This is a genomic window from Natronocella acetinitrilica, assembly GCF_024170285.1.
GTDB classification, from domain to species: Bacteria; Pseudomonadota; Gammaproteobacteria; order Nitrococcales; family Aquisalimonadaceae; genus Natronocella; species Natronocella acetinitrilica.
Map to the genome: position 1 here is coordinate 62,376 of NZ_JALJXV010000008.1, position 24,701 is coordinate 87,076.

At 62.4% G+C, this 24,701-nt stretch carries 18 protein-coding genes; 8 read left to right on the forward strand and 10 right to left on the reverse strand.

Translation table 11 applies throughout. The annotated features are described in order from the left end of the window. Position 1: 1 nt before the first annotated feature. The 4 genes from J2T57_RS16000 to J2T57_RS16015 are packed head-to-tail and all read left to right on the forward strand — an operon-like array spanning position 2 to position 6,668. On the forward strand, positions 2–2,461 hold the full coding sequence (locus J2T57_RS16000) for an acyl-CoA dehydrogenase (RefSeq protein ID WP_253480787.1): 2,460 nt from the start codon (positions 2–4) through the stop codon (positions 2,459–2,461). 41 nt (positions 2,462–2,502) lie between these two features. Next, positions 2,503–4,869 (forward strand): 3-hydroxyacyl-CoA dehydrogenase/enoyl-CoA hydratase family protein, encoded by a 2,367-nt coding sequence (locus tag J2T57_RS16005; RefSeq protein ID WP_253480790.1) that lies wholly within the window; start codon positions 2,503–2,505, stop codon positions 4,867–4,869. Between the two features lie 22 nt (positions 4,870–4,891). Next, complete coding sequence (locus J2T57_RS16010; protein ID WP_253480793.1) at positions 4,892–6,091, forward strand: acetyl-CoA C-acyltransferase; 1,200 nt, start codon at positions 4,892–4,894, stop codon at positions 6,089–6,091. Positions 6,092–6,107: 16 nt separating this feature from the next. Beyond that, positions 6,108–6,668: a chalcone isomerase family protein gene (locus J2T57_RS16015; RefSeq protein ID WP_253480795.1), complete on the forward strand. Its 561-nt coding sequence runs from the start codon at positions 6,108–6,110 to the stop codon at positions 6,666–6,668. On the opposite strand, the gene J2T57_RS16020 is transcribed toward J2T57_RS16015, so the two are convergent. From J2T57_RS16020 to sthA, 3 genes are read right to left on the reverse strand one after another with little or no spacing between them, the layout of a single operon-like run. Then, positions 6,662–7,108: an acyl-CoA thioesterase gene (locus J2T57_RS16020; protein WP_253480798.1), complete on the reverse strand. Its 447-nt coding sequence runs from the start codon at positions 7,106–7,108 to the stop codon at positions 6,662–6,664. The two genes, J2T57_RS16015 and J2T57_RS16020, sit on opposite strands and share 7 nt — an antisense overlap. A gap of 4 nt (positions 7,109–7,112) precedes the next feature. Next, on the reverse strand, positions 7,113–7,754 hold the full coding sequence (locus J2T57_RS16025; protein ID WP_253480801.1) for a DsbA family oxidoreductase: 642 nt from the start codon (positions 7,752–7,754) through the stop codon (positions 7,113–7,115). Further along, entirely contained in the window at positions 7,754–9,151 is a 1,398-nt protein-coding gene (sthA, locus tag J2T57_RS16030; protein WP_253480804.1) for a Si-specific NAD(P)(+) transhydrogenase, read from the reverse strand. Before sthA ends, J2T57_RS16025 begins: the two co-directional genes overlap by 1 nt. A gap of 166 nt (positions 9,152–9,317) precedes the next feature. Here sthA and J2T57_RS16035 point away from each other — a divergent pair, with 166 nt between their 5' ends. Continuing rightward, complete coding sequence (locus tag J2T57_RS16035) at positions 9,318–11,585, forward strand: TonB-dependent receptor family protein (protein ID WP_253480806.1); 2,268 nt, start codon at positions 9,318–9,320, stop codon at positions 11,583–11,585. 51 nt (positions 11,586–11,636) lie between these two features. Here the strand turns inward: J2T57_RS16035 and J2T57_RS16040 are convergent, their stop codons facing one another. The 6 genes from J2T57_RS16040 to J2T57_RS16065 all read right to left on the reverse strand — a co-directional run bounded on the left by J2T57_RS16040 (position 11,637) and on the right by J2T57_RS16065 (position 19,343). After that, on the reverse strand, positions 11,637–12,866 hold the full coding sequence (locus tag J2T57_RS16040; RefSeq protein ID WP_253480815.1) for a sensor domain-containing diguanylate cyclase: 1,230 nt from the start codon (positions 12,864–12,866) through the stop codon (positions 11,637–11,639). 225 nt (positions 12,867–13,091) lie between these two features. Further along, positions 13,092–15,824, reverse strand: coding sequence for an aconitate hydratase AcnA (acnA, locus tag J2T57_RS16045; RefSeq protein ID WP_253480818.1), 2,733 nt, complete (start codon positions 15,822–15,824; stop codon positions 13,092–13,094). A 222-nt stretch (positions 15,825–16,046) separates the two neighbouring features. After that, positions 16,047–16,673: a high frequency lysogenization protein HflD gene (gene hflD, locus J2T57_RS16050; RefSeq protein WP_253480821.1), complete on the reverse strand. Its 627-nt coding sequence runs from the start codon at positions 16,671–16,673 to the stop codon at positions 16,047–16,049. Further along, complete coding sequence (gene mnmA, locus J2T57_RS16055) at positions 16,670–17,788, reverse strand: tRNA 2-thiouridine(34) synthase MnmA (protein ID WP_253480824.1); 1,119 nt, start codon at positions 17,786–17,788, stop codon at positions 16,670–16,672. Before mnmA ends, hflD begins: the two co-directional genes overlap by 4 nt. A gap of 2 nt (positions 17,789–17,790) precedes the next feature. Next, positions 17,791–18,270, reverse strand: a complete 480-nt coding sequence (locus tag J2T57_RS16060) for an NUDIX hydrolase (RefSeq protein ID WP_253480827.1) — start codon at positions 18,268–18,270, stop codon at positions 17,791–17,793. 11 nt (positions 18,271–18,281) lie between these two features. After that, positions 18,282–19,343, reverse strand: coding sequence for a LysR family transcriptional regulator (locus J2T57_RS16065; protein ID WP_253480830.1), 1,062 nt, complete (start codon positions 19,341–19,343; stop codon positions 18,282–18,284). Between the two features lie 709 nt (positions 19,344–20,052). Here J2T57_RS16065 and aceA point away from each other — a divergent pair. The 3 genes from aceA to clpA all read left to right on the forward strand — a co-directional run bounded on the left by aceA (position 20,053) and on the right by clpA (position 24,344). Further along, positions 20,053–21,330, forward strand: coding sequence for an isocitrate lyase (gene aceA, locus J2T57_RS16070; RefSeq protein WP_253480833.1), 1,278 nt, complete (start codon positions 20,053–20,055; stop codon positions 21,328–21,330). A 300-nt stretch (positions 21,331–21,630) separates the two neighbouring features. Continuing rightward, a complete protein-coding gene (gene clpS / locus J2T57_RS16075) occupies positions 21,631–21,951 on the forward strand; it encodes an ATP-dependent Clp protease adapter ClpS (protein WP_253480836.1) in 321 nt (106 codons plus the stop codon). A gap of 104 nt (positions 21,952–22,055) precedes the next feature. Further along, positions 22,056–24,344, forward strand: coding sequence for an ATP-dependent Clp protease ATP-binding subunit ClpA (gene clpA / locus J2T57_RS16080; protein WP_253480838.1), 2,289 nt, complete (start codon positions 22,056–22,058; stop codon positions 24,342–24,344). A 106-nt stretch (positions 24,345–24,450) separates the two neighbouring features. Here the strand turns inward: clpA and infA are convergent, their stop codons facing one another. Beyond that, positions 24,451–24,669: a translation initiation factor IF-1 gene (gene infA, locus J2T57_RS16085; RefSeq protein WP_253480842.1), complete on the reverse strand. Its 219-nt coding sequence runs from the start codon at positions 24,667–24,669 to the stop codon at positions 24,451–24,453. Between the last annotated feature and the right edge of the window lie 32 nt (positions 24,670–24,701).

A 24,701-nucleotide genomic window follows, 5' to 3' on the forward strand; every position in this document is an offset into this window, starting at 1 on the left:
TATGGTCGCCGTAGCGGTGTTGCTGCTTGCCCTGGCCGGGGCATGGATTCTTGCCTACCGGGGTGCAAGCCTCGCCATCTGGACGGGGGCCGTCGCTGCCTTCGTCGCTGCCCTTGCAGTGTTGGGAATACTCGGGCCCGCATCAGTGGCCCTTCTTGCCTTGGTGCTGACACCGGTTGCGGTGCTGCTCAATGTGCCGGCGCTGCGGCGCAAACTCATTACCGCGCGTATCTTCAAGACCTTCCGTGCGGTCCTTCCGCCCATGACCCAGACCGAGCGCGAGGCGCTGGAGGCCGGCGACATCTGGTGGGAAGGAGAGCTCTTCCAGGGCCGGCCCGACTGGGATCGGCTGCACGCCATCAATGTCTCCAGGCTCAGCGACGAAGAGCAGGCCTTCCTGGACAACCAGGTTGAGACGCTCTGCGCCATGCTGGATGAGGACGACATCATTCGCGAGCGCCGGGATCTGCCCCAGGAAGTCTGGGATTACCTCAAGCGCGAGCGTTTCTTCAGCATGATCATCCCCCGGGAATTCGGGGGGCTTGCCTTCGGATCCCTGGCCCAATCCACCATCGTCACCAAGATCGCCACCCGTAGCATTTCGGCGGCGGTCACCGTGATGGTGCCCAATTCGCTTGGCCCCGGTGAACTGCTCATGCACTACGGCACCGACGAGCAGAAGGCCCACTGGTTGCCGCGCCTGGCTGCCGGGGAGGAAATTCCCTGCTTCGCCCTCACCGGCCCGGACGTGGGCTCGGACGCCGGCGGCATGCCCGACTATGGTGTGGTCTGCAAGGGCGAGCACGAAGGGCGTGAAGTACTCGGCATCCGACTCAATTTCACCAAGCGCTATATTACCCTGGCGCCGGTGGCCACTGTTCTGGGGCTGGCTTTCAAACTCCACGACCCTGATCACCTGCTGGGTGATCGCGAGGACATCGGCATTACCTGCGCGCTGATCCCGGCCAATCATCCGGGCGTGCAGATTGGCGAGCGGCATTTCCCCATGGGGCTTGCCTTCATGAACGGACCTATCGAGGGCAAGGACGTCTTCGTGCCGCTGGACTGGATCATCGGTGGGCAGGCCATGGCTGGCAGGGGCTGGCGCATGCTGGTGGAATGCCTGTCGGTGGGGCGCGCGATTTCCCTGCCGGCACTGGGTACCGCTGCGGGCAAGGTCAGCTATCGCATGACCGGTGCCTATGCCCGTATCCGCCGCCAGTTCAAGCTGCCCATCGGTCGTTTCGAGGGTGTGCAGGAAGCCATGGCGCGGATCGGTGGCTACGGCTACATGCTGGAAGCGAGCCGCGTGCTGACCGCAAGCGCCGGCGATCTCGGCGTCAAGCCGTCCGTGGTATCGGCCATCGCCAAGTACCACATGACTGAAATGATGCGACAGTCGGTGAACGATGCGATGGATATCCACGCTGGCCGCGGCATCATCTATGGTCCCCGCAATTACCTGGGCTACGGCTACCAGGCAGTCCCCATCGGCATCACGGTGGAAGGTGCCAATATCCTCACCCGTAACCTGATGATCTTCGGACAGGGTGCGATCCGCTGCCATCCCTACGTTTTCCCGGAAATGGAAGCGGCGCGGGACGACGACCTGGTTGCGTTTGACCGCCTGTTCTTCAGCCACCTGGGCTACTCCATCAACCGTGGCGTGCGGGCCTTTACGCTGGGCCTGACCGGGGGACGGCTGGCCACGGCTCCGGAAGCGGGCAGCAATGCCCACTACTACCAGGCACTGACCCGGATGAGTGCCTCCCTGGCCTTCGTCTCGGATGTGGCCATGGGGGTGTTGGGCGGTGAGCTCAAGCGTCGCGAGCGTCTGTCAGCGCGACTTGGCGACGTGTTGAGCCATCTCTATCTGGCTTCCACCGTGCTCAAGTACCACCGTGATGGTGGCGCGCAGGACTCGGAGCAGGCCCATGTGGACTGGGCCATCCAGCACTCCCTGGCCGAGATCAATACGGCGTTCGATGAGTTCTTCGCGAACTTCCCGAACCGCCTTGTCGGCCGCCTTCTGCAGCTTGTGGTATTCCCGCTTGGGCGGTCCTACCGTCGTCCGGCGGACGCCATCGGTGCGAAAGTGGCCACGGCCATGATGGCGCCGGGTGGAGTACGCGACCGGGTGACGACCCATGCCTACTGGGCGGCGGACAATCCTGACGATGTGACCGGCCGCATGGAGCAGGCCTTCGACACCCTGGTTGCCGTGGAGCCGGTGTACGACCGTTTCCAGAAGGCTGTCGGCCGGGGCGAGATCGTGGGGCTGGAGTTCGAGACCCGGCTTGAGCATGCACGATCGGCAGGCCTCATCGATGCTGACGAAGCACAACTGCTGCGGCGTTATGAGGCCCTGCGGATGGACGCGATCATCACCGATGCCTTCCCCCGCGAAACACTGGAGAGTGGGGCACAGACCGGTGGTCCCGTGCGGAAGCATGTCGCCTGAGCCAGGTGGCTGCGGTGGTAAGGACACACATGGAGGAGACAATGACCAATCGACTACCCATCCGGCGGGTCGCCGTGCTCGGCGCCGGTGTCATGGGCGCCCAGATCGCCGCACACCTGGTCAACGCCCAGGTGGATACGGTGCTCTTCGAGCTGCCCGCCGACGGTGATGATCGCAACGCCAATGCGCGCAAGGCCATCGACCGGCTGCTCAAGCTCGAGCCGAAACCGTTGGCAGTGCCCGCCTACGCCCAGCTCATTCGGCCGGCCAATTACCGGGACGACCTGGCGCAACTGGCCGATTGTGATCTGATCATCGAAGCCATTGCCGAGCGTCTGGACCTGAAAAAGGATCTCTACGCGCGAATCGCCCCCCACGTGGCCGCACATACCATCCTTGCCAGCAACACCTCCGGGCTCGGTATCAATGAACTGGCGGCGGTACTGCCGGAAGACATGCGCAGCCGTTTCTGCGGCGTGCACTTCTTCAATCCGCCCCGCTACATGCACCTGGCAGAACTGATTCCGGGGCAACAGACAGAGCAGGCCTACCTGCAGGGCTTGGAAACATTTCTGGTGAGTTCCCTGGGCAAGGGTGTCATCTATGCCCGGGATACCCCGAATTTCGTCGGCAATCGCATCGGTGTATTTGCCATGCTGGCAGCCATGCACCATGCCCAGCGGCTGGGTCTGGCACCGGACGTGGTTGACGCCTTGACCGGGCCTGCCATCGGTCGTCCCAAGAGTGCGACGTTCCGTACCGCAGACGTGGTCGGGCTGGATACGCTGGCCCACGTGGTGGAGGGGTCCGCGCCCCGGCTGACGGACGATCCGTGGCACGAGTATCTGGTTCTGGCCCCCTGGGTTAGAGGTCTGATCGACGCTGGCGCTCTCGGGCAGAAGAGCGGGGCAGGCGTGTATCGCAAGCAGGGCAAGCAGATCGAGGTGCTCGACCCGGAAACTGGTGACTATCGTCCGGCCCACCCGGAAGCCGCCGGGGAAGTGCAACAGATACTGGCGCTGCGCGACCCGGCGGAGAAGTTCGCCGCCCTGCGGCAATCGGAACATCCCCAGGCCCGGTTTCTCTGGGCCATACATCGGGATGCCTTCCACTACGCGGCCTATCTTCTGGAGCAGATAGCCGACTGTGCACGGGACGTGGACCTGGCACTGCGCTGGGGCTTCGGCTGGAAGCAGGGTCCCTTCGAAATCTGGCAATCCGCCGGCTGGCGTCGGGTGGCTGACTGGATCCGGGAGGACATCGAAGCCGGAGAGGCCATGAGCGGTGCGGCCTTGCCGGACTGGGTCGGTTCCATCGAAGCCGTACACAGCCCGAAGGGCTCCTGGGCGCCGGCCGACGGTGTCTACCGAAGCCGCTCCGAGCTTCCGGTATACAGCCGCCAGTGGTTCCCGGATGCCGTGCTCGGTGAGGACGCCGGGGCGTCCGGCAATACGGTTTTCGAGACCGAGGGTGTTCGCCTCTGGCATGTGGTGGACGACATCGGGATTCTCAGTTTCCGCAGCAAGCAGCATGCGGTGGGACGAGAAGTGCTGGAAGGCGTGCTGGCGGCGATGGACGAAGCCGAGAAACGCTTCGATGGCGTGGTCCTCTGGCAGCCCCGCGAACCCTTCAGCGTGGGTGCCAACCTCAAGCAGGTGGTGGACGCGCTGGGAGAGCAGGATTTCGACGCGCTGGAAACGATGGTTCACCTGTTCCAGCAGGCCACCGGCCGTATGCGGGATTCGCAGATTCCGGTGGTGGCGGCGGTGCGGGGCATGGCGCTTGGCGGTGGCTGCGAATTCCAGATGCATTGTGATCGAACAGTCGCAGCGCTGGAGAGCTATATCGGTCTCGTGGAGGCCGGGGTGGGGCTGATTCCGGCAGGTGGCGGTTGCAAGGAGCTGGCACTGCGCGCCGCTGCCGCAACCCCGGACGGCGATGTCTTTCCGGCGATTCGCAAGTCCTTCGAAGCCATAGCCATGGCCAAGGTTGCGCGCAGCGCCCGGGAAGCCCAGGAACTGGGCCTGCTGCGTGCTACAGACCGTATCGTGATGAATACCCATGAAGTGCTGCATGCTGCGACCATGGAAGCCCGGGCCCTGGCTGCAACTGGTTACCGTCCGCCGCTTAAACTGCCGGTGAAGGTTGCCGGCCGCCCCGGCATCGCCAACCTCACCATGATGCTGGTGAACATGCGTGAAGGCGGTTTCATATCCGAACACGACTTCAAGGTCGCCCGATATGCTGCCGACGCCCTCTGCGGAGGCGACGTCGAGGGTGGGTCGCAGGTCTCTGAAGCCTGGCTGCTCCGGCGGGAATGGGAGCGTTTCGTGGAATTGTTGCGGGACAAGCCTACCCAGGAACGGATCGCGCACATGATGAAAACCGGCAAGCCGCTGCGCAATTGAATCGCGGCCGAGGAGAAAAGGAATGAGTGGACAGATCCAGGAAGCCTACATCGTTTCCGCGCTGAGGACGCCGGTTGGCAAGGCGCCGCGCGGGGCTTTCCGCCATGTGCGGCCGGATGACCTGCTTGCCCACGTGATACGTGGCGTTGTGGATGCGGTACCCGCACTTGAGCCGGGGGATATCGAGGACGCCATCGTGGGTTGCGCCATGCCGGAGGCCGAGCAGGGCCTCAACGTGGCCCGCATTGGTGCCCTGCTGGCCGGATTGCCGGATTCCGTGGGCGGCGTGACGGTCAACCGATTTTGCGCCTCCGGCCTGCAGGCAGTGGCCATGGCGGCGGACCGAATCCGCGTTGGCGAGGCGGATGTCATGCTCGCCGGGGGAACGGAGAGCATGTCCGCCATCCCCATGATGGGTCATCGGCCCTCCATGAATCCCGCGGTATTGGCTGATCCGGACAAGATCGGCATTGCCTACGGCATGGGACTCACGGCGGAGCGTGTTGCGCAGCGCTGGAAAGTCAGCCGTGAGGATCAGGACGCCTTCGCCGCCGAATCCCATGCCCGGGCGCTACGTGCCATCGATGCAGGGGCCTTCCGCGGCGAGATCGCCCCCTATACGGTGCGCGAGCAATATCCGGCGGCAGACGGTGTGAGCCTGGCGGTGCAGGAGAGGCTGGTCAATCAGGATGAAGGGCCGCGCCCGGGCACAACTCCGGAGACCCTGGCCAGGCTTCGCCCGGTATTTGCAGCCCGGGGTTCGGTGACCGCCGGCAACAGCTCGCAGATGAGTGATGGTGCTGGCGCCGTGCTGCTGATGAGTGAGCGCAAGGTCAGGGAGCTGGGCATTGAACCGTTGGCCCGCTTCGTGAGTTTTGCAGTGGCAGGTGTGCCGCCGGAGGTCATGGGCATTGGGCCGGTGAAAGCCATTCCCCGAGCCCTGAAGCTGGCGGGGCTCAGTCAGGGCGATCTGGAATGGATCGAGCTGAACGAGGCGTTTGCCGCCCAGAGCCTGGCCGTTATCCGTGAACTTGAACTGGATCCGACGGTGTTGAATACCCTGGGTGGTGCCATTGCGCTGGGGCACCCCCTGGGTGCCACGGGCGCGATTCGCGCCGCCACGCTGGTTCACGGCCTGCGCCGGGAGCGCAAGCGTTACGGCATGATTACCATGTGCATCGGCACCGGCATGGGCGCCGCCGGCATTATCGAGGCGCTCTGAACCGAGGGATCTGGTCATGTGGAAATGGATTGCAGGGCTGGCGTTGGTACTTTCGGTTGGCGTGGCTCACGCCGACACAAGCATCCGCGGTGTCAACCTCGCCGATACCGTGGAGGTGGACGGGCAGACATTGCACCTGAACGGCGCTGAGCTGCGCTCCCGCTTCATGGTGCGGGTATACGTCGGAGCGCTGTACCTGCCTGAACGGACCGGCGATGCCGCGACGGCTCTGGACATGGATGGCGCCAAGCGCGTCCACCTGCACATGCTCCGTGCCGTGGATCGCGGGACCATGGTCGAGGCACTGGAAGACGGTCTCGCCGCCAATCATGACCGAGCCGAGTTGCGGGGTATGCGTCAGCAGAGTCAGGGCTTCCGTGAGCTGTTCCCGGATCTGGCCAATGGCGACCGGGTGGATATCGATTTCATCCCGGGGCAGGGAACGCGGGTCGCCGTGAACGACGCCGAGCGTGGCATCGTGGAAGGTGATGCCTTCGCGCGTGCCGTGCTCACAATCTGGCTCGGTGACAGCCCGGCGGATGCCCGCGTCAAGCGCGGTATGCTGGGCGACTATTGATTGGGGCTTTTGCCGGAAAAGGCGTCCATGAAGGCGTCCGGCGCTCTCGCCGGGCGTCGTGTCTCGTAGTCGAAGAAAACGATGCCGGTCTTGGCGTGGGCGATGTCGTGCCCTTGATCCGCATGGGTTAGCCGGTAGTAGAGATCGCAGCCGTACTTGTTGAACTCATCCACGGCCACATTGATGCGCACCCGGTCGCCGTGGAATCCCTCGGCCTTGTAGACCACCACCGCGTCTGCGACCACGATGCCGAGCCCGGCAATATCCATCTCGGAAAAACCACGGCTGATCAGCATCTGTGCCCGGGCCTCGCCGCAGTATGACAGCACCTTGCTGTTGTCCAGATGGCCACCGTAGTTCATGTCTGCGACGCGAACCGCCAGCGTTATCTCGTGGACAAAGCGTTCACTTGCGGGCAATTCCAGTCGTACACGGGCCATGGATCTACTCCTGGTCTGGGGATTGGTGGGCCTCCCGGGCCAGCGCCTGACGCAACAGGTCCAGCGACACGGCTCCCGCGAAGGGCTTGCCGGAGACCACAAGCGTGGGCACGCCGGTGAGACCCAGCTCCCTGGCTGCGTCCACGTGGGCCAGCAGTACCTTCGTGGGGCCTTCGGTTTTCCAGGCAATCTCGGTGAGGTCGTCAACGCCGTGTTCCGTGGCGAGCGCCTCGAGAACCTGAACATCGCCGATGTTGTCGCCCTCGGCGAAATACCGGTGGAATATGGCGCGGTGCAGTGGCAGGAATGCCTGGGGGCGTTGCAGCAGCGTGGCCTGAGCGAGCTGCATGGCCTTGCGGGAATTGGTGGTGAAGCTGCGCGAGCGCCAGGGCAGACCGTCTTCCTCCACCATGGACTCCAGCGCCTGGGTCATTGCCTGCCAGCGATCCCGCGGATAACCCAGGGATTCCAGCGGTTGGCCCGCCGGGTCGTTGCCTGGGTGGATCTCCACGAATCGCCAAAGTATGTCCAGGGGATATTCCTGCGCCAGTTGTTCAAGCCGATGGCTGCCCACGTAGCAGAACGGGCAGTTGTAGTCGAAGAACAACGTCACTGGGACGGATGTGGCGGTGCGCGAGGTAGACATCAGTTGATCCTGTTGTAGCCGTTGAGTGCGGCCACCCGATAGGCCTCGGCCATGGTGGGATAGTTGAAAGTTGTATTGATGAAGTAAAGCAGACTGTTGGCGTCACCGGGCTGAGCCATGATGGCCTGGCCGATATGCACGATCTCCGCGGCCTGGTCACCGAAACAATGGATACCCAGGATTTCCAGGGTCTCGGTGTGGAACAGCAGCTTCAGCATGCCCACGCCCTGATTGGCGATCTGTGCCCGGGCCAGGTCCTTGAAAAAGGCGTGGCCGACCTCATAGGGCACCTTGGCGTTGGTCAGTTCCTGCTCCGTCTTGCCGACCGAGCTGATTTCCGGAATGGTGTAGATGCCGGTGGGAATATCCTGCGCGAGCCGGTAATCACTGCTGCCATTCAGCAAGTGCGTGGCAGCGAAACGGCCCTGGTCGTAGGCGGCGCTGGCAAGACTGGGGTAGCCGATCACGTCGCCGACAGCGTAGATGTGTGGTTGGGCCGTCTGGTAGACATCGTTGACTTCCAGCTGGCCGCGGCTGTTGGGTGTTATGCCAAGTGCCTCCAGCCCCATCTCCTGGGTATTGCCCGTTCGTCCATTCGCCCACAGCAGTATGTCGCTCCTGATGCGCTTGCCGGATTCGGTGTGCAGTACCACGTGATCGTCGTGCGGTTCGACCTTGGCGTAAGTCTCACCATGGCGAATCAACACGCCCAACTCCCGCAGATGGTAGCTGAGGGCGTCGCTGATTTCGTTATCGAGGAAAGTGAGCAGGCGTTCCCGCGAATCAATCAGGTCCACCTTCATTCCAAGCCCCCGAAAGATCGACGCGTACTCCGAACCGATCACGCCCGCGCCATAGATGGTGATGCTGCGTGGCGTGTGGTCGAGGGAGAGGATCTGGTCGCTGTCGAAAACCCGTGGGTGGTTGAAGGGAACATCGTCGGGGCGATAGGGCCGCGAGCCAGTGGCAATCACGAAGCGATCGGCATGGATGCGGCTTGCCTTGCCGTCGGCAGCGCGTATCTCAAGCGAGTGGTCATTCACGAAGCTCGCGCGACCGTGGATGACCGGAATGTCATTACGGCTATAAAAGCTGCCCCGTAGCGCCACCTGCTTGTTGATGACCTGTTCCGCGAACTTGAGCACCCGTGGATAGGACAACCGCTTCATGCCGTCAGCGTCACGGAACAGGGGGTTGGTGTTGAACTCCATCATCCGGCGCACATTGTGGCGTAGCGCCTTGGAAGGAATCGTCCCCCAGTGGGTGCAGCCGCCGCCCACGTCATCGTGACTCTCAACGACTACAACCCTTTGACCACTCTTGGAGAGTTTTAGCGCGGCTCCTTCGCCGCCGGGCCCGGTGCCGATGACTGCCGTGTCGAAGTGTTGTTGTTTCATGCCGTCCGTCATTACTGAAATCGAAACTTCGATTCTAAAGCGTTCACGGGCTTGATGCATTGCGCAATTCAATAATGCAAAAACAAATACGAATGAGTCGCATTGTCTTTTGTAACATTACTGCATAGACTCGGCCTCTCGACACGATTAACTGGAGGCATCGAAGATGACAGATTTTGCTCTACATCGGGCGGCGCTGGTGGGCGGCGCCGTGCTGTTGACGGCGAGTGGCGCTCTGACCCCGGCGCTGGCGCAGGAGTCGGGCCCGCAGACCGAGCGGGCGTTGGAGCGCATCACGATTACCGGGGATCCGGATCGCATTCGGGAAGTCCCGGGCTCCGCCCAGGTACTGGACCGCAGTGTGCTGGATCGACACAGCTACAGTGACCCGCACCGGATACTGCGTGCGGTGCCGGGGGTCAACGTCGCCGAGGAGGAGGGGTTCGGCCAGTTCCCGCACATCAGCATGCGGGGGACTCCGCCGGAGCGAAACAGCCGCGTCACCATCATGGAGGACGGGGTGCCAGTGGCGCCGGCGCCGTATTCCGCGCCGGCGGCCTACTATTTCCCACCCATGAGCCGCATGGACCGTGTCGAGGTGCTCAAGGGCTCCAGTTCGATCCGTCACGGGCCATATACCACCGGCGGCGCCATCAACATGTTGTCGACGCCGATCCCCGGCCAACTGAGTGGCAAGGCCGATGTGCTGTTCGGGTCCAACAACGGCCGTCGGGTTCATGCCAACCTGGGTGGTACGGTCGGCCAGTGGGGCTGGCTGGTCGAGGGGTTGCAGGAGGGGAGTGACGGCTTCAAGCAACTGGACAACCCCGCCCGTGGACCCAACCAGCCGGACCCGAATACGGGCTTCGACCGGCGCAATCTGCTGACAAAGCTCCGCTGGAACAGCGACCCCAGTGCGGAGCTTTATCAGGAGGTTGAACTCAAGTTCGCCAATGACGAGCGATCGATTCAGGACACCTATCTGGGGTTAACGGCGCAGGATTTCTCGAATAACCCCTTCCGGCGTTACCGGGGCTCGCAATTTGACGAGATCAATACGTCCAACGACCTTTACCAACTGCGCCATTACATCCAGTTCAACCAGAACGTGGATATGAGTACCTCCATCTACCGCACGGAAACCGTACGTAACTGGTACAAGCTGCATGAGGTCGATGGCAACGGTGATGGCAGTTTCCAGGGCATCACGCCCATACTCGACGACCCCGACGCCAACGACGATGCACTGAGTTGGATCAAGGGGGATCCCAACAACCCCGACGCACGGGGTGCGGTACGGGCCAACAATCGCGAGTACTACGGCCAGGGCATCGATCTGCGACTCGGCTACCTCTATGACGCCATCGGCTGGAATCATGAACTGGATGTTGGTCTGCGCTTCCACCAGGACGAGGAGGACCGTTTCCAGTGGCAGGATCTCTACAGCATGCAGAATGGCTACATGGTGCTGGAATCCCGGGAAGAATTCGGTGAGACAACGAACCGGCTCACCCGTGCCAGAGCTGTCGCCACGTATTTGCAGAACACGGCACGACGGGGCCCATGGGCGGTTACCGCAGGGTTGCGACTGGAGGACATCAACATCCGTCGCGAGGACTGGAGCGGCCCGTCCCGCTCCGGCGGCAACCGGACCCAGAACGACTCCAACGATTACCGGGTGTTGATTCCAGGGGTGGGCGCGACCTACGCCATTGACCAGAGCTGGAGCGTGCTGGCCGGCGTTCACAAGGGTTTCGCGCCCGGTGGTGCGTCGCCGGATGATGAAGAAGAGCAGAGCATCAACTACGAGGCTGGTTTCCGCTTCCAGGGTGCGGCCACGCAGGCGGAGGTCATCGGCTTCTATAACGACTATTCCAATATCAACATCGAGTGCACTGCTGTTGGCGGCGGTTGTGGCTCGGCGGATATCGGCGACACCGTGGCCGCCGGTGAAGTCGAGATCTACGGGGTCGAGGCATTGCTGCTGCACGATCTGGGTGCCGCCCGGGGCTGGCGATACAACGTCCCCGTTCGCGTGGGCTACACCCTGACGCAAAGCCGCTTCAAGCAGGATATCGGGTCCACCGCTCCCAACCAGTGGGCCAATGCGCGAAAAGGTGATTCCATCCCGGAGATACCGGAGCACCAGGTGAACGTCGGCGTGGGTGTCGGGCAATCCGCATGGCAGGTCAACCTGAACGCCAACTACGTGTCCGGCGCGCAGGCCAAGGCCGATCCGGCGCTTTCCCGGCAGAAGATCGAGTCCAGGCTGCTGCTGGATCTGTCCGCCGAGTACCGGGTGCATACCAATGCCCGGCTGTTCGCCGCGGTGGAGAACCTGACCGACGAGACCTATGTTGCCCATTTCCGCCCGGCGGGCGCCCGTCCAGGCAAGTCGCGGGAGTTGTGGGCCGGCGTCAAGCTCGACTTCTGATCGCCGCGTCATCTCGTTCTGGCACATCGGATCTCTGCTCGGTCCGGCGTGTCAGCGTGCTTCCACCACACGGTCCCGGCCACCGCCCTTGGCAGCGTAGAGTGCACGGTCGAGGCGGCGAAGAAAGGCCTCTTCACCCTCGCCCCGGCGGTAGTCGGCGGAGCCCGCGCTCAGCGTGACCCGACCAACGGCTGCGAAGCGCATGTTGCTGACCATGACCCGGAGCTTTTCAGCCATCTGCGCCGCCCCGCGCTCATTCGTGGACGGCATCAGGATGAGGAATTCCTCTCCGCCCCAGCGAGCAGGCAGGTCCACTTCCCGTATGGCCGATCGAATCAGCTCCCCGATCTGACGCAACACATTGTCGCCCGTGGGATGGCCGAAGGTATCGTTGATGTTCTTGAACTCGTCCAGGTCAAACATCACGGCGCCCAGTTCGCCGTCATAGCGCTCGATGCGCTGTATTTCATGATCGAGTTGCGTCGACGCGTGCCCCCGGTTGTAGAGCCCTGTCAGTTCGTCCCGTGTCGCACGCCGCTCCAGTTCCTGCTCCAGACGCTTGCGGTCGGTGATGTCCTCCATCACGCCGTCAAACACTTCCTGACCGCCTTCGTTCACGTGGCGGAAAGCCGTATCCGCCACCCAGATGGCTTTGCCTTTGATGGTGCGCAGATGCAGCTCATGGCGGAACAGCTTGTCGCGACAGAGCAGCGCCTCCGAGAACTGCGATCGATGTGAGGGGTCGACGTAAATCGATGAAACATCAAGATCGAGCAGGGCTTCGCGGGACTCGGCCTCGAGCATGCGCATGAAGGCCTGGTTGAATTCCAGGAAGCGCCCGGTGGGGCCGGGTGTGGCGCGATAGAAGGCCACCGGCAGGCGTTCGTAGATCTCCCGGTAACTCAGCAACTGTTCGTAGTTGCGCTGCTGCTCCGTGACGTCGTGAACGAGCATGTGAAGTAGCAGGCGACCACGAAAATGCATGGGCCCGCATTGCAGGTCGATGTCCTTGACGATGCCGGAGGCCAGGCGATGGCGGAAGTGAAAATGGCGGCGCTCTCCGCGGAGCGCGACCTTGATGTCGGCGATGATTTCATCTGCCGGGCGACTGCTGATACGGGTGAAGTTGCTGTCAACCAGTGCATCGCGGGAGTAGCCATAGAACTCGGCCGCCGCATGGTTGGCATCGACGATAGCCAGCGTGTCGGGGCAAACCAGCAGTTTTACTGCCGGATGCTCGACGAAAAGTTCCCGATAGAGGCTTTCGCTGGACTCGTCCACCCATGATCCCGATATCAGTCGACGGGGCAGTGACCGCCTGCATGCGCGCGCGTAGGGTTCGGCCGACACTGAAGCTTAGAATGAGAGCGTGCTGGAATCCGTGTGTCGCGTCACAGTGCATACACGGCGATGCGGCCGGCGACGGCGAGGCGCCGGGGTGATCGGGCAGATAGAAAAAGGGCCGGCATGTCAGCCGGCCCTTGAACTGCTTTACGCAGGTCGGTCTCAGGCCGCCTTGGCGAGATTCCGCAGCACATAATGCAGGATGCCGCCATTACGGAAGTAGTCCCACTCCTTAGGCGTATCGATCCGCACCTGCGCCTGGAAGCTGACTTCCCGGCCATCGTCGCTTCGGGCCGTAACCTTCAGGCTGGTGGGCTCATCGTCCAGCTTGCCAAAGGTGAACGATTCATTGCCCGTCAGTCCGAGGCTCTCGGCGCTGTCGCCATCGTTGAACTGCAATGGCAGCACGCCGAAACCCACCAGGTTGGAGCGGTGGATGCGCTCGAAGCTCTCGGCAATGACGGCCTTCACGCCAAGCAGGTTAGTACCCTTGGCGGCCCAGTCGCGGCTGGAGCCTGTGCCGTATTCCTTGCCGGCGAGAACCACCAGTGGGGTGCCTGCCTCCTTGTACTTCTGCGCAGCGTCGAAGATGCTCATGACCTCGCCACTGGGTACATGGGTCGTCCACCCACCCTCGGTGCCCGATGCCATCTTGTTGCGCAGCCGCACATTGGCAAAGGTGCCACGCATCATCACCTCGTGGTTGCCACGGCGTGAACCGTAGGAGTTGAACTCCTTGGGTTCCACTCCTTGCTCCTGCAGGTACTTGCCCGCGGGGCTGTCGGGCTTGATGGCGCCCGCCGGGGAGATGTGGTCCGTGGTGATGGAGTCACCGACGAACACCAGTACCCGGGCATCACTGATGCTGTGCACCCCCGGCTCCTGCATGTCCATACCCTCGAAGTAGGGCGGGTTGGCAATGTAGGTGGAGGGCGCCCAGTCGTAGTTCTCGCTGCGGGCGATTTCGATCCCCTGCCAGTTGCTGTCGCCGGCGAATACATCCTTGTACTGCTCCTGGAACATGGAGCGGCTCAGATTGCCGCCCACCACGTCGGCCACTTCCTGCTGGGTGGGCCAGATGTCCTTCAGGAAGACGTCGTCGCCGTTCTTGTCCTTGCCCAGGGATTCCGTCGTGATGTCGACCTGCATGTTGCCGGCCAGTGCATAGGCGACCACCAGCGGCGGCGAGGCCAGCCAGTTGGTGCGCACATCCGGGTGCACGCGACCTTCGAAGTTACGGTTGCCGGAGAGTACGGAGGCGACCATCAGGTTGCCCTCGCGAATGCCCTGGGCAACCGGATCCGGCAGCGGGCCGGAGTTGCCGATGCAGGTGGTGCAGCCGAAGCCCGCCAGGTTGAAGCCAAGGGCATCCAGATGCTCGGTGAGACCGGCCTTGTCCATGTAGGCAGGCACTACCTGCGAGCCGGGGGCGAAGGAGGTCTTCACCCAGGGCTTGCTCTTCAGGCCAAGCGCATTCGCCTTCTTGGCCACCAGCCCCGCAGCCACCAGCACGTCCGGGTTGGATGTGTTGGTGCAACTCGTGATGGCGGCGATGACTACGGCGCCATGAGAGAGCAGTTCCTTCTTGCCGTTGATTTCGACTTCCACCGCACCGCGATCAAAGTCGATCTGGCCACCCACGGCGGTGTCGCCGCCTTCACCTTCGAAGCGGGTTTCTTCCGGCGTCTTGTGCTCGTCAAGAAATGCTTGCAGGTTACTGACGAACGTCGCCTTGGTGTTCTTGAGCGAGACGCGATCCTGCGGCCGTTTGGGGCCGGCAAGGCTCGGCTCCACCGTGCCCATGTCGAGTTCCAGCACGTCGCTGTAGTCGGCTTCCCGGGCGCCGTTCTCGCGCCACATGCCCTGGGCCTTGGCGTAGGCTTCCACCAGCGCCATTTCCTCTTCCGTGCGGCCCGACAACTCCAGGTAGCGAATCGTCTGCTCGTCGATGGGGAAGATGCCGCAGGTCGCACCGTACTCCGGCGCCATGTTGGCGATGGTGGCGCGATCCGCCAGGGGCATGTTGGAGAGGCCATCGCCGAAGAACTCGACGAATTTACCCACCACGCCCTTCTTGCGGAGCATCTGCGTGACTGTGAGCACGAGATCGGTGGCAGTGGTGCCTTCCGGCAACTCGCCCTTGAGGCGGAAGCCGATGACTTCGGGGATCAGCATGGAGATCGGCTGACCGAGCATGGCTGCCTCGGCTTCTATGCCGCCGACACCCCAACCGAGGACGCCGAGCCCATTGATCATGGTGGTGTGGGAGTCGGTGCCCACCAGGGTGTCCGGGTAGGCCACGGTCTTGCCGTCCTCGTCCTTGGTGAACACAACCTTGGCGAGGTACTCCAGGTTCACCTGATGAACGATACCGGTGCCCGGTGGCACCACGCGGAAGTTGGAGAACGCGGTCTGGCCCCAGCGCAGGAACTTGTAGCGTTCCTTGTTGCGGTGATATTCGAGCTTGGTGTTGAGGTCGAGGGAGTCCTTGGCGCCGTAGTGATCCACCATCACGGAGTGGTCAATCACCAGGTCTGCCGGCTCGAGCGGGTTGATCTTGGTGGGATCTCCGCCGAGGCGCTGCATGGCATCGCGCATGGCGGCCAGGTCGACCACCGCCGGTACGCCGGTGAAGTCCTGCATGACCACCCGTGCCGGGGTGAATGCGATTTCGTCGCTGGGCTTTGCCCTGGCGTCCCAGGCGAGCAGCGATTCGATGTGCTGACGCGTCACGTTGACGCCGTCTTCCTTGCGCAGGAGGTTTTCCAGAAGAACCTTCAACGAAAAAGGAAGACGTTCCACGTCGTGGCTATCGCGCAGGCTGTCGAAGCGGAAGATGTCGTAGGTTTTTCCGCCGACCTCAAGCGTGGAGCGTGTGTTGAAGCTGTCTTTCATTATACCTCCCAGTATCGGTCACTGTTGCCTGTCCGCCGTGTTCTCAAGCCACACTTGGACCGCGCGGGAGCGTGGTCGTCGCGGGGTTGGCAGGGTGCAGCAAGGTGTCTTTTTCGGCGCCAACATCATACACGAAGAATGATGGTTTTGCGGCCATGCAGCATAGCGCAAGCGTGCATTTCAAGCGCCGCTCGACGCAGGAGCCGCCGGGGCTGGAAGGCCTCAGGTGGTAGCGCCGTCCAGTAACTGATTGGTCGTGCTCTGCAGTCGGGCTCTGCCGAAAATCAGTTGCAGCCTGCCGCCGCCGGCCTGTCGCCACAGGGTGGCGGCGCGGATTGCTGCCAGCAGCAGGGCGCGGATCTGGTTGGCCCGTTGCGGGTCCTCCAGCCATTCGCGTTTGCCCTGCACCATGATACGCGGCGTGAGATGACTGACCGTGTTCTGGTAGAGATCCGCGAGTTTGCCGACCACGTTCTCGTGAGTGATGGAGAAGTAGTCCGCCTGATGCCGCGCCTGGTCAAGACCGGTCCGCAAGGTACTCAGCATGCCCCGCCGCTTTACCAGTTTCCGCTCCAGGTGCAGGGCCATGACCGCGTAACGGGTCAGGTCCATGTCCTGGGGCTGACTCAACTGCGTGTGCAACTGCTGCAACCCGGTACGTAGCCGCCCGGTGCCGCCGTATAATCCGTCCAGGCTTTCCTGGAATTCGACAGTCAGGCCGCGCAGGCAGGTCTCGGCGTCGTCGGCGTCCCAGCGACCGGTGGTCGCCACCATGCGCACCTGTGCCAGGGCCTGATAGAGGGCGGCGAGGGCGAGGGCCTGGGCCTGATGGGGTGCTTCGGCATTCACGACACGGCCTCGTCATGGCGCACGGTGATGCGCTCGCGAATAATGCCGCCGCCTAGGCAGACGTCACCCTGGTAAAGCACGACGGATTGCCCTGGTGTAATGGCGCGCTGCGGGTCGTCGAAGTGCACCTTGCAGCCATCACCGTCCAGCATGGTGACGCGGCAGGGTTGATCGGCCTGCCGGTAGCGGGTTTTTGCGCCGGCGCGGAACTCTCCTGCCGGTGGTCCACCAGCGACCCAGTGCAGGTCATTGGCGAGCAGGCCGTCATTGAGCAGGGCGGGGTGGTCGATGCCTTCAGCGACGATGAGATTATTGCCCTCAAGGTCCTTGTCGGCCACGAACCATGGCCCGGCGCGCCCCGGTACGCCGCCTATGCCCAGGCCCTGGCGCTGCCCCAGTGTGTAGAACGATAGCCCCATGTGCTCGCCTACGGTCTCACCGTCGGTGGTGACGATGGGGCCCGGCCGGGATTTGATATAGCGTGCCAGAAAGGCACGAAAGTCTCGTTCGCCGATAAAGCAGATGCCCGTGCTGTCCTTCTTCTCGAAGTTGTCGAAGCCTGCATCCTCGGCAATGCGGCGCACCGTGGGCTTGGTCAGATCGCCCAGGGGGAACAGCGTTTTGGCAAGGGCCGTCTCGCCGACCATGTACAGGAAGTAGCTCTGATCCTTGTTGCCGTCGTGTGCCCGGAGCAAGCATACGCCGCTCGCGGTTGGCTCGATGCGGGCGTAGTGGCCTGTCGCCACATACTTGGCTCCCAGCCGCAGCGCATGTTCCAGAAACGCCTTGAACTTGATCTCCCGGTTGCAGAGCACATCCGGGTTGGGCGTACGGCCCGCCTGGAATTCCCGCAGGCAGTGTTCGAACACGTCGCGCTTGTATTGTGCTGCAAAGTTGACCTGGTGCAGGGGAATATCGAGCTGCTGTGCAACCTGACGTGCGTCCGCGAGATCCTGTTCCGCAGTGCAGTGGGTGTCATCGTCGTCGTCTTCCCAGTTCTTCATGAACAGGGCGTGGACGTCGTAACCGGCCTCTACCAGGCGTAGCGCGGCGACGGCGGAATCAACGCCGCCGGAGAGTCCAACAACAACGCGCTCGCCACTGCGCCGGGTCATGGCTATTCCTCAAAAATAACTGGGTTGTTAGGAACATCGGGGATGTCACACAGAATATCAAGGGGATACCGCTTGCCCGCCTGGAAATCGTGGACGCAGCGAGCCACCAGCGGGCTGCGCAGACGCTCGGCCTGGCGGTTCACCACATCGGCGGGCAACCACAGCGCACGGATAATATCTGCGTCCAGTGTGCGCGACGTATCCAACGCGCCGATCTCACCCGCGAAACACACCCGCAGGAACGTCAGGTCCTTGGCCGCATGCTGCCAGCGGTAAACGCCGATCAGCGCCCTCGGAACAAAGGGGTAGGCAGTCTCTTCCAGGACTTCCCGGACCACCGCGTCCTCAAGGCTCTCGCCCTTTTCCAGGTGGCCGGCGGGCTGGTTCAGGACGGTACGACCGTCGGCATGCTCTTCCACGAACAGAAACTGGTCATTCTGCTCGATCACTGCCGCCACGGTGACATTGGGTTTCCACAACATGGGGCGCGACACTAGCCCGGCTTGGCTGGCGTGTCGAGGGGGGCGGTATCCTCCGCCACACTGGTTTCACGTCGGCTGGGAGCACCACTGGCGGCCACAAAGACCTGGTTGCCGCTGGGTTCGTGATTGATGTCGAAGCGTTGATCCTGGCCGGCGGTAAAGAAATTCGGGTCCATCAGCTCGATGAAGCGGCGAGCCGTCTGCGACAGGAACTTGCCGCGACGCCACATCACACCGTAGGTGCGCCGCGGGAAGACCTCCGGCAATGGCCGCACGGCCAATTGTTCCCGGCCGGTGAGGCAGATATTGCTGGCAATGCCGATACCGAAACCACGCTCCACATAGGCTTTCATGATTTCCCAGCCACCGACCTCGAGACGCACCTGGTAGGGGATGTTCTGTTGCTGCAAGACCAGGTTCACCAGGCGCCAGGTGGTGAGGTGGCGGGGCGGCAGTATCAGGGCGTCGGAGGCCAGATCCTCCAGGGTGATGTCGCTCTTCGCCGCCAGCGGGTGGTCCAGCGGTGTGATCAGCGAGGTTGCAAAGGAATAGACGGGTCGGTAGTTGATGTCGTCGGGCAGGTCGAGCATGGAGCCAATGGCGAAGTCCACCTCATTGTTGCGCAAGGCGGCCAGCATGTCGGCACCAATCAGATTATGCAGCTTTACCGGGCTTTCCGGGTAGCGATCCATGAAATCCCGCAACAGATCCGGAATCAGGTAAAGCGTGCTGGATTCCCCCGCCGCCACGTCGAGGCGCCCACTCTCGGTGGATTGGCTGCGGGCGGCGAACTGGGCGGGCAGGGCGTCGATGCCCTCGACCAGTGGCAACGCCAGTTCATAGAGGGTTTTTCCGTCGGGTGTCAGGGTAATGCGAGGCCCCCGGCGTTCGAACACCGTAATCCCCATTTCCCGTTCAAGGGCCTGAATCTGAAGGGATACCGATGGCTGGCTGAGAAACAGGCGCTCTGCGGCTCGGGAAATGCTGCCCGCCTGTGCGGTGAAACAGAATGCCCGAAGCTGCTTGATCCGGTTGTTCTTGTAGTACAGACGCGCCGGCGACTTTTCTGACACAGAGCCACCCTTGTATTGAGAAAATCAATATTCAAGATTGACCCGCACCCATTGTCAAATGCTGCGGCGCGGCAATACACTGGAGCTGCGTCAAAAATGAAATGCTGTTCCTCAGAGCGAAAAGCCCGTGCAGGGGCTCTGGATACGGGAGCAGGCGGCGGTCAGACGGCAGGGCAGGGTATCGGGATAAACCCCGATCTTCCACAGAAATGGAAACAGCACCTTGTCCTGGCGGGGCTCTGAAGCATTAAGACGGCTTCGGGTACTCGCGTCACCGATTATCCGGACCAAGGCCAGGCATTTCAGGAGCGAAGCCAGCACTGTTCGCTCGTTGACGCGGGTGACATTCCGAAACGACCCCGAGCGCGACTCGGCGGCACTCTGATAAGGGCGGAGGCCGGCCAGGAGCGCGAAGCCGAGAGGTGGAACATGCGCCTCAACAGTCGAATCGGCCCACTGCCCGTGCCGCAACGGCGGACCGGCAGGCCGGCACGATGTGTCCGACGGCGAGACCGCCTTCAGAAAAGTCGGTCATCCCCAGCGGGTCTGCGCATCAGCGCACTGAGCGGACATGCACGTGACGGACGGCTTTCGAGCCGTGTGCCCATCGGCACTGCGATCCGTTTCCGATGTTGGATGCGGGTCATGACGACTTCGTCGAGTTCCTGACACCAGGGGCGCTTGACGCGCCCAAGAGGGAGATACAGCAATGAGCATTCATCAGGCCGCAATCGATCGACTCAAGCAGGATTGGGCGGAAAACCCGCGCTGGAAGGGCGTGGAGCGCGGATACAGCGCAGAGGAAGTAGTGCGGCTTAGCGGCAGCGTCCAGATCGAGTACACCCTGGCGCGCAGCGGCGCCGAAAAGCTCTGGCGACTGATGCAGGACGAGCCCTTCGTCAACGCGCTGGGCGCCCTGACCGGGAACCAGGCGGTGCAGCAGGTCAAGGCCGGTCTGCAGGCCATTTATCTGTCCGGCTGGCAGGTTGCCGCCGATGCAAACCTGGCCGGGACCATGTACCCGGACCAGTCCCTCTACCCGGTCAACTCCGTGCCCAACGTGGTTGAGCGCATCAACAATGCCCTGCTGCGGGCCGACCAGATCCACCATGCGGAAGGCGACAACAGCATCGACTGGATGGCGCCCATCGTGGCAGACGCCGAGGCAGGGTTTGGCGGTGTGCTGAATGCCTACGAGCTGATGAAGAGCATGATCCGCGCCGGCGCGGCCGGTGTGCACTTCGAGGACCAGCTTGCCGCGGTGAAGAAATGCGGTCACATGGGCGGCAAGGTGCTGGTTCCCACCCAGGAGGCGGTGCAGAAACTGATCGGTGCCCGACTCGCGGCGGATACCATGGGCGTGCCCACCATTCTGGTGGCGCGGACGGACGCCCTGGCGGCGGATTTGCTGACTTCCGACATCGACGAGAGGGACAAGGCCTTCCTGACCGGAGAGCGTACCGCGGAAGGTTTCTACCGGACCAACGCCGGCGACGATCAGGCCATTGCCCGGGGTCTCGCTTATGCGCCCTATGCAGACCTGATCTGGTGCGAGACCGGCAAACCGGACCTGGAATTCGCCCGCAAGTACGCCGAAGCCATCAAGCGTGAGTTCCCGGACAAGATGCTGGCCTACAACTGTTCGCCCTCGTTCAACTGGAAGAAGAACCTGGACGACGCCACCATTGCCAAGTACCAGCGGGAACTGGGCGCCATGGGCTACAAGTACCAGTTCATCACCCTGGCCGGCTTCCATGCGCTGAACTACTCCATGTTCGAGCTTGCCAAGGGCTACAAGGAGCGGCAGATGTCGGCCTACTCGGAGTTGCAGGAGGCTGAATTCGCCGCGGAGAAGCACGGCTACACCGCGACCCGCCACCAGCGGGAAGTGGGCGCCGGCTACTTCGACGCATTGACCAACACGATACAGGGCGGCGAGTCCTCGGTGACGGCCATGTCCGGCTCCACCGAAGAGGAGCAGTTCTAGGGAGACGCTGTCTCCCTAGGTCAACCGTCCGTCGGGTGATTTGATCACTCTGTCCCAAGGGCCCGGGCATTTTTTGCCCGGGCCGTTTTGTCTGTGGAATTCAGTGCCTTCCCAGCTGTCTGTCTGTGGCGGACTTGAGAAATGCCGCACAACCCCAACCTCTCGTCATTGGAGCATCGAGCAGCCTTGCTTATAGTGGAGGTTGAACAGTGGCGCAGCGGCGAACCATGGGTCGTCTGCCGCGGCCTGAGGGCTCGATGTAGATGATTCCCAACAGATTGATGTGGACTCCCGGAACTCATGGGTGACGAACGACGCAAAGGGTCGGACGACGGTGTTGCGCTGCAGGAGGCGAAGCCGAAGCTAAAACGTCCGCCCCTCTACAAAGTGCTTTTGATGAACGACGACTACACTCCGATGGAATTCGTCGTGGAGATCCTGCAGACCTTTTTCGCAATGGACAGGTCCAAAGCGACACAGGTGATGTTGCAGGTCCATACTAAGGGAAGCGGAGTCTGCGGCGTTTATGCCAGGGATGTGGCGGAAAGCAAGGTGGAGCAGGTGAACGAGTACGCGCGGCAACACCAGCACCCGCTCCTGTGTACCATGGAAGAGGCATGAAGAAGGGTGGCGATGGAAGGTTGGAACCGGCCCGTCGACTACTTGTCCGAATGCAGGGTGCAGCCCTTGGCTGCACGTCTAGCCCACTGTCGAGGTGAGAACGCATGCTGAGCAAAGAGCTGGAGTTCACGCTTAACCTGGCCTTCAAGGAGGCTCGGGAGAAGCGGCACGAGTTCCTCACCGTCGAGCATCTACTGCTTGCACTGACGGACAATCCGACGGCGGTTGGTGTCCTCAAGGCTTGCGGGGCCGACCTGCCTCGCCTGAAGCAGGATCTCGAAGCATTTCTTGACGAAACCACGCCGCTGCTGCCGCCAAACGATAGTCGCGAGACGCAGCCGACGCTGGGCTTCCAGCGCGTCTTGCAGCGGGCGATCCTCCATGTTCAGTCGGCGGGCATCAAGGAAGTCACCGGCGCCAACGTGCTGGTGGCGATCTTCAGCGAGCAGGAATCCCAGAGCGTCTACTTCCTGCACAAGCAGAGCATCACCCGCCTCGATGTCGTCAATTACGTCTCTCACGGGATCTCCAAGGTCTCCGATGAGAGTGGCCCCTCACCCGAGGCGCCGTCCCAGTCGGTGAGCGGCGATGGCGATGAGGAAGGCCAGGGGGAGGGTAACGCCAACAAGTCTCCCCTGGAGAGTTTCGCCACCAACCTGAACGAGCGGGCCCGGCGGGGGCAGATCGACCCGCTGATCGGTCGGCAGCAGGAGGTTGATCGCACGATTCAGGTACTGTGTCGGCGGCGCAAGAACAACCCGCTCTATGTCGGTGAGGCCGGCGTTGGCAAGACCGCCATCGCAGAGGGCCTGGCCAAGCTGATTGTCGAGGGCGACGTTCCGGACGTGCTCAAGAAATCGACTATCTATTCCCTGGATCTCGGCGCGCTGGTGGCAGGTACCAAGTACCGCGGCGATTTCGAAAAACGGCTCAAGGGGCTGCTGAAGCAGTTGCAGAAGACGCCGGGCGCGGTGCTGTTCATCGATGAAATTCACACGATCATCGGCGCGGGTTCGGCCTCCGGTGGTGTCATGGATGCCAGTAACCTGATCAAGCCGGTGCTCGCCAACGGCGAACTCAAGTGCATCGGATCCACCACTTACCAGGAATATCGCGGCATCTTCGAGAAGGATCGTGCCCTGGCCCGGCGCTTCCAGAAGATCGACGTGCCCGAGCCGAGCGTTGACGACACCTATCGCATTCTCAAGGGGCTTAAAAGCCGCTTCGAGGAGCACCACGACGTCAAGTACGCGGACCGGGCCCTGCGCGCCGCTGCGGAACTGGCGGGCAAGCACATCAACGATCGTCGCCTGCCGGACAAGGCCATCGATGTCATTGACGAAGCAGGGGCCCGCATCAAGCTGCTGCCACCGTCGAAGCAGAAAAAGAACATCGGTGTCGCCGACATCGAGGCAGTCGTGGCCAGCATGGCGCGCATTCCGCCGAAGCGGGTGTCCAGCTCGGACATGAAGACGCTGGAGTTCCTTGAGCGCGACCTCAAGGCGGCGATCTTTGGTCAGGAGGTGGCCATCGAGACCCTGGCCGCGACCATCAAGATGTCCCGGGCGGGACTCTCGTCGCCGCAGAAGCCCACGGGCAGCTTCCTCTTCGCCGGGCCGACTGGTGTGGGCAAGACAGAGGTGACCCGGCAACTGGCGCAGCAGTTGGGCGTCGAGCTGATCCGCTTCGACATGTCCGAGTACATGGAGCGGCATACGGTGTCCCGGCTGATCGGGGCGCCTCCGGGCTATGTGGGGTTCGATCAGGGTGGGTTGCTCACGGAAGAAGTGATCAAACACCCCTATTCGGTGGTGCTGCTGGATGAGATCGAGAAGGCGCATCCGGACGTGTTCAACCTGCTACTGCAGGTCATGGACCATGGCACGCTCACCGACAACAACGGTCGCAAGGCGGATTTCCGCAACGTGGTGCTGATCATGACCACCAACGCCGGGGCCGAGCAGATGAGTCGGCCGTCCATCGGCTTTGCGCCACAGGATCACAGCACCGATGGGATGGAAGCCATCAAGCGGATGTTCACGCCGGAGTTCCGCAACCGGATGGACGCGATCATTCAGTTCAACGGCCTTGATGCCGCGACGGTGCGCCGCGTGGTCGACAAGTTCGTCAATGAACTGGTCGTCCAGTTGCGTGACAAGAACGTGGTGCTCAAGGTCGACGAGGAGGCCCGCAACTGGCTCGCTGAGCACGGCTACGACCCCAAGATGGGCGCACGTCCCATGGAGCGCCTCATCCAGGAGTCGATTCGCAAGCCGCTCGCCGAGGAATTGCTGTTTGGTCGTCTGTCCGCCGGTGGCGAAGTGGTCGTCCGTGTCGACGACGCCGGCAGCCTGAGCTTCCATTACAGTACGGAGGCGGAACCGGCGCTGTAGCCCAGGCTACGGTAAGCAATAAGGTAACGCCTTGCCCTACGGTGCGCTTCGCTCTGCGAACGCACCGTTTTTTATGCCTGGGTTCGAGTGGTCTGCGGGTCGTTTGCTAGCGGGCGCGGTAGGTGATGCGGCCCTTGGTGAGATCGTAGGGCGTAAGTTCAACCGTGACGGTATCTCCGGTGAGTATGCGGATGTAGTGCTTGCGCATCTTGCCAGAGATGTGGGCGGTTACCACATGGCCGTTCTCAAGTTCTACCCGGAACATGGTGTTGGGCAGCGTTTCGACAACCTTCCCCTGCATCTTGATGTGGTCTTCGCGAGCCATTCAGTCGTGTTCTCCCGATTCTGCTGCATCGA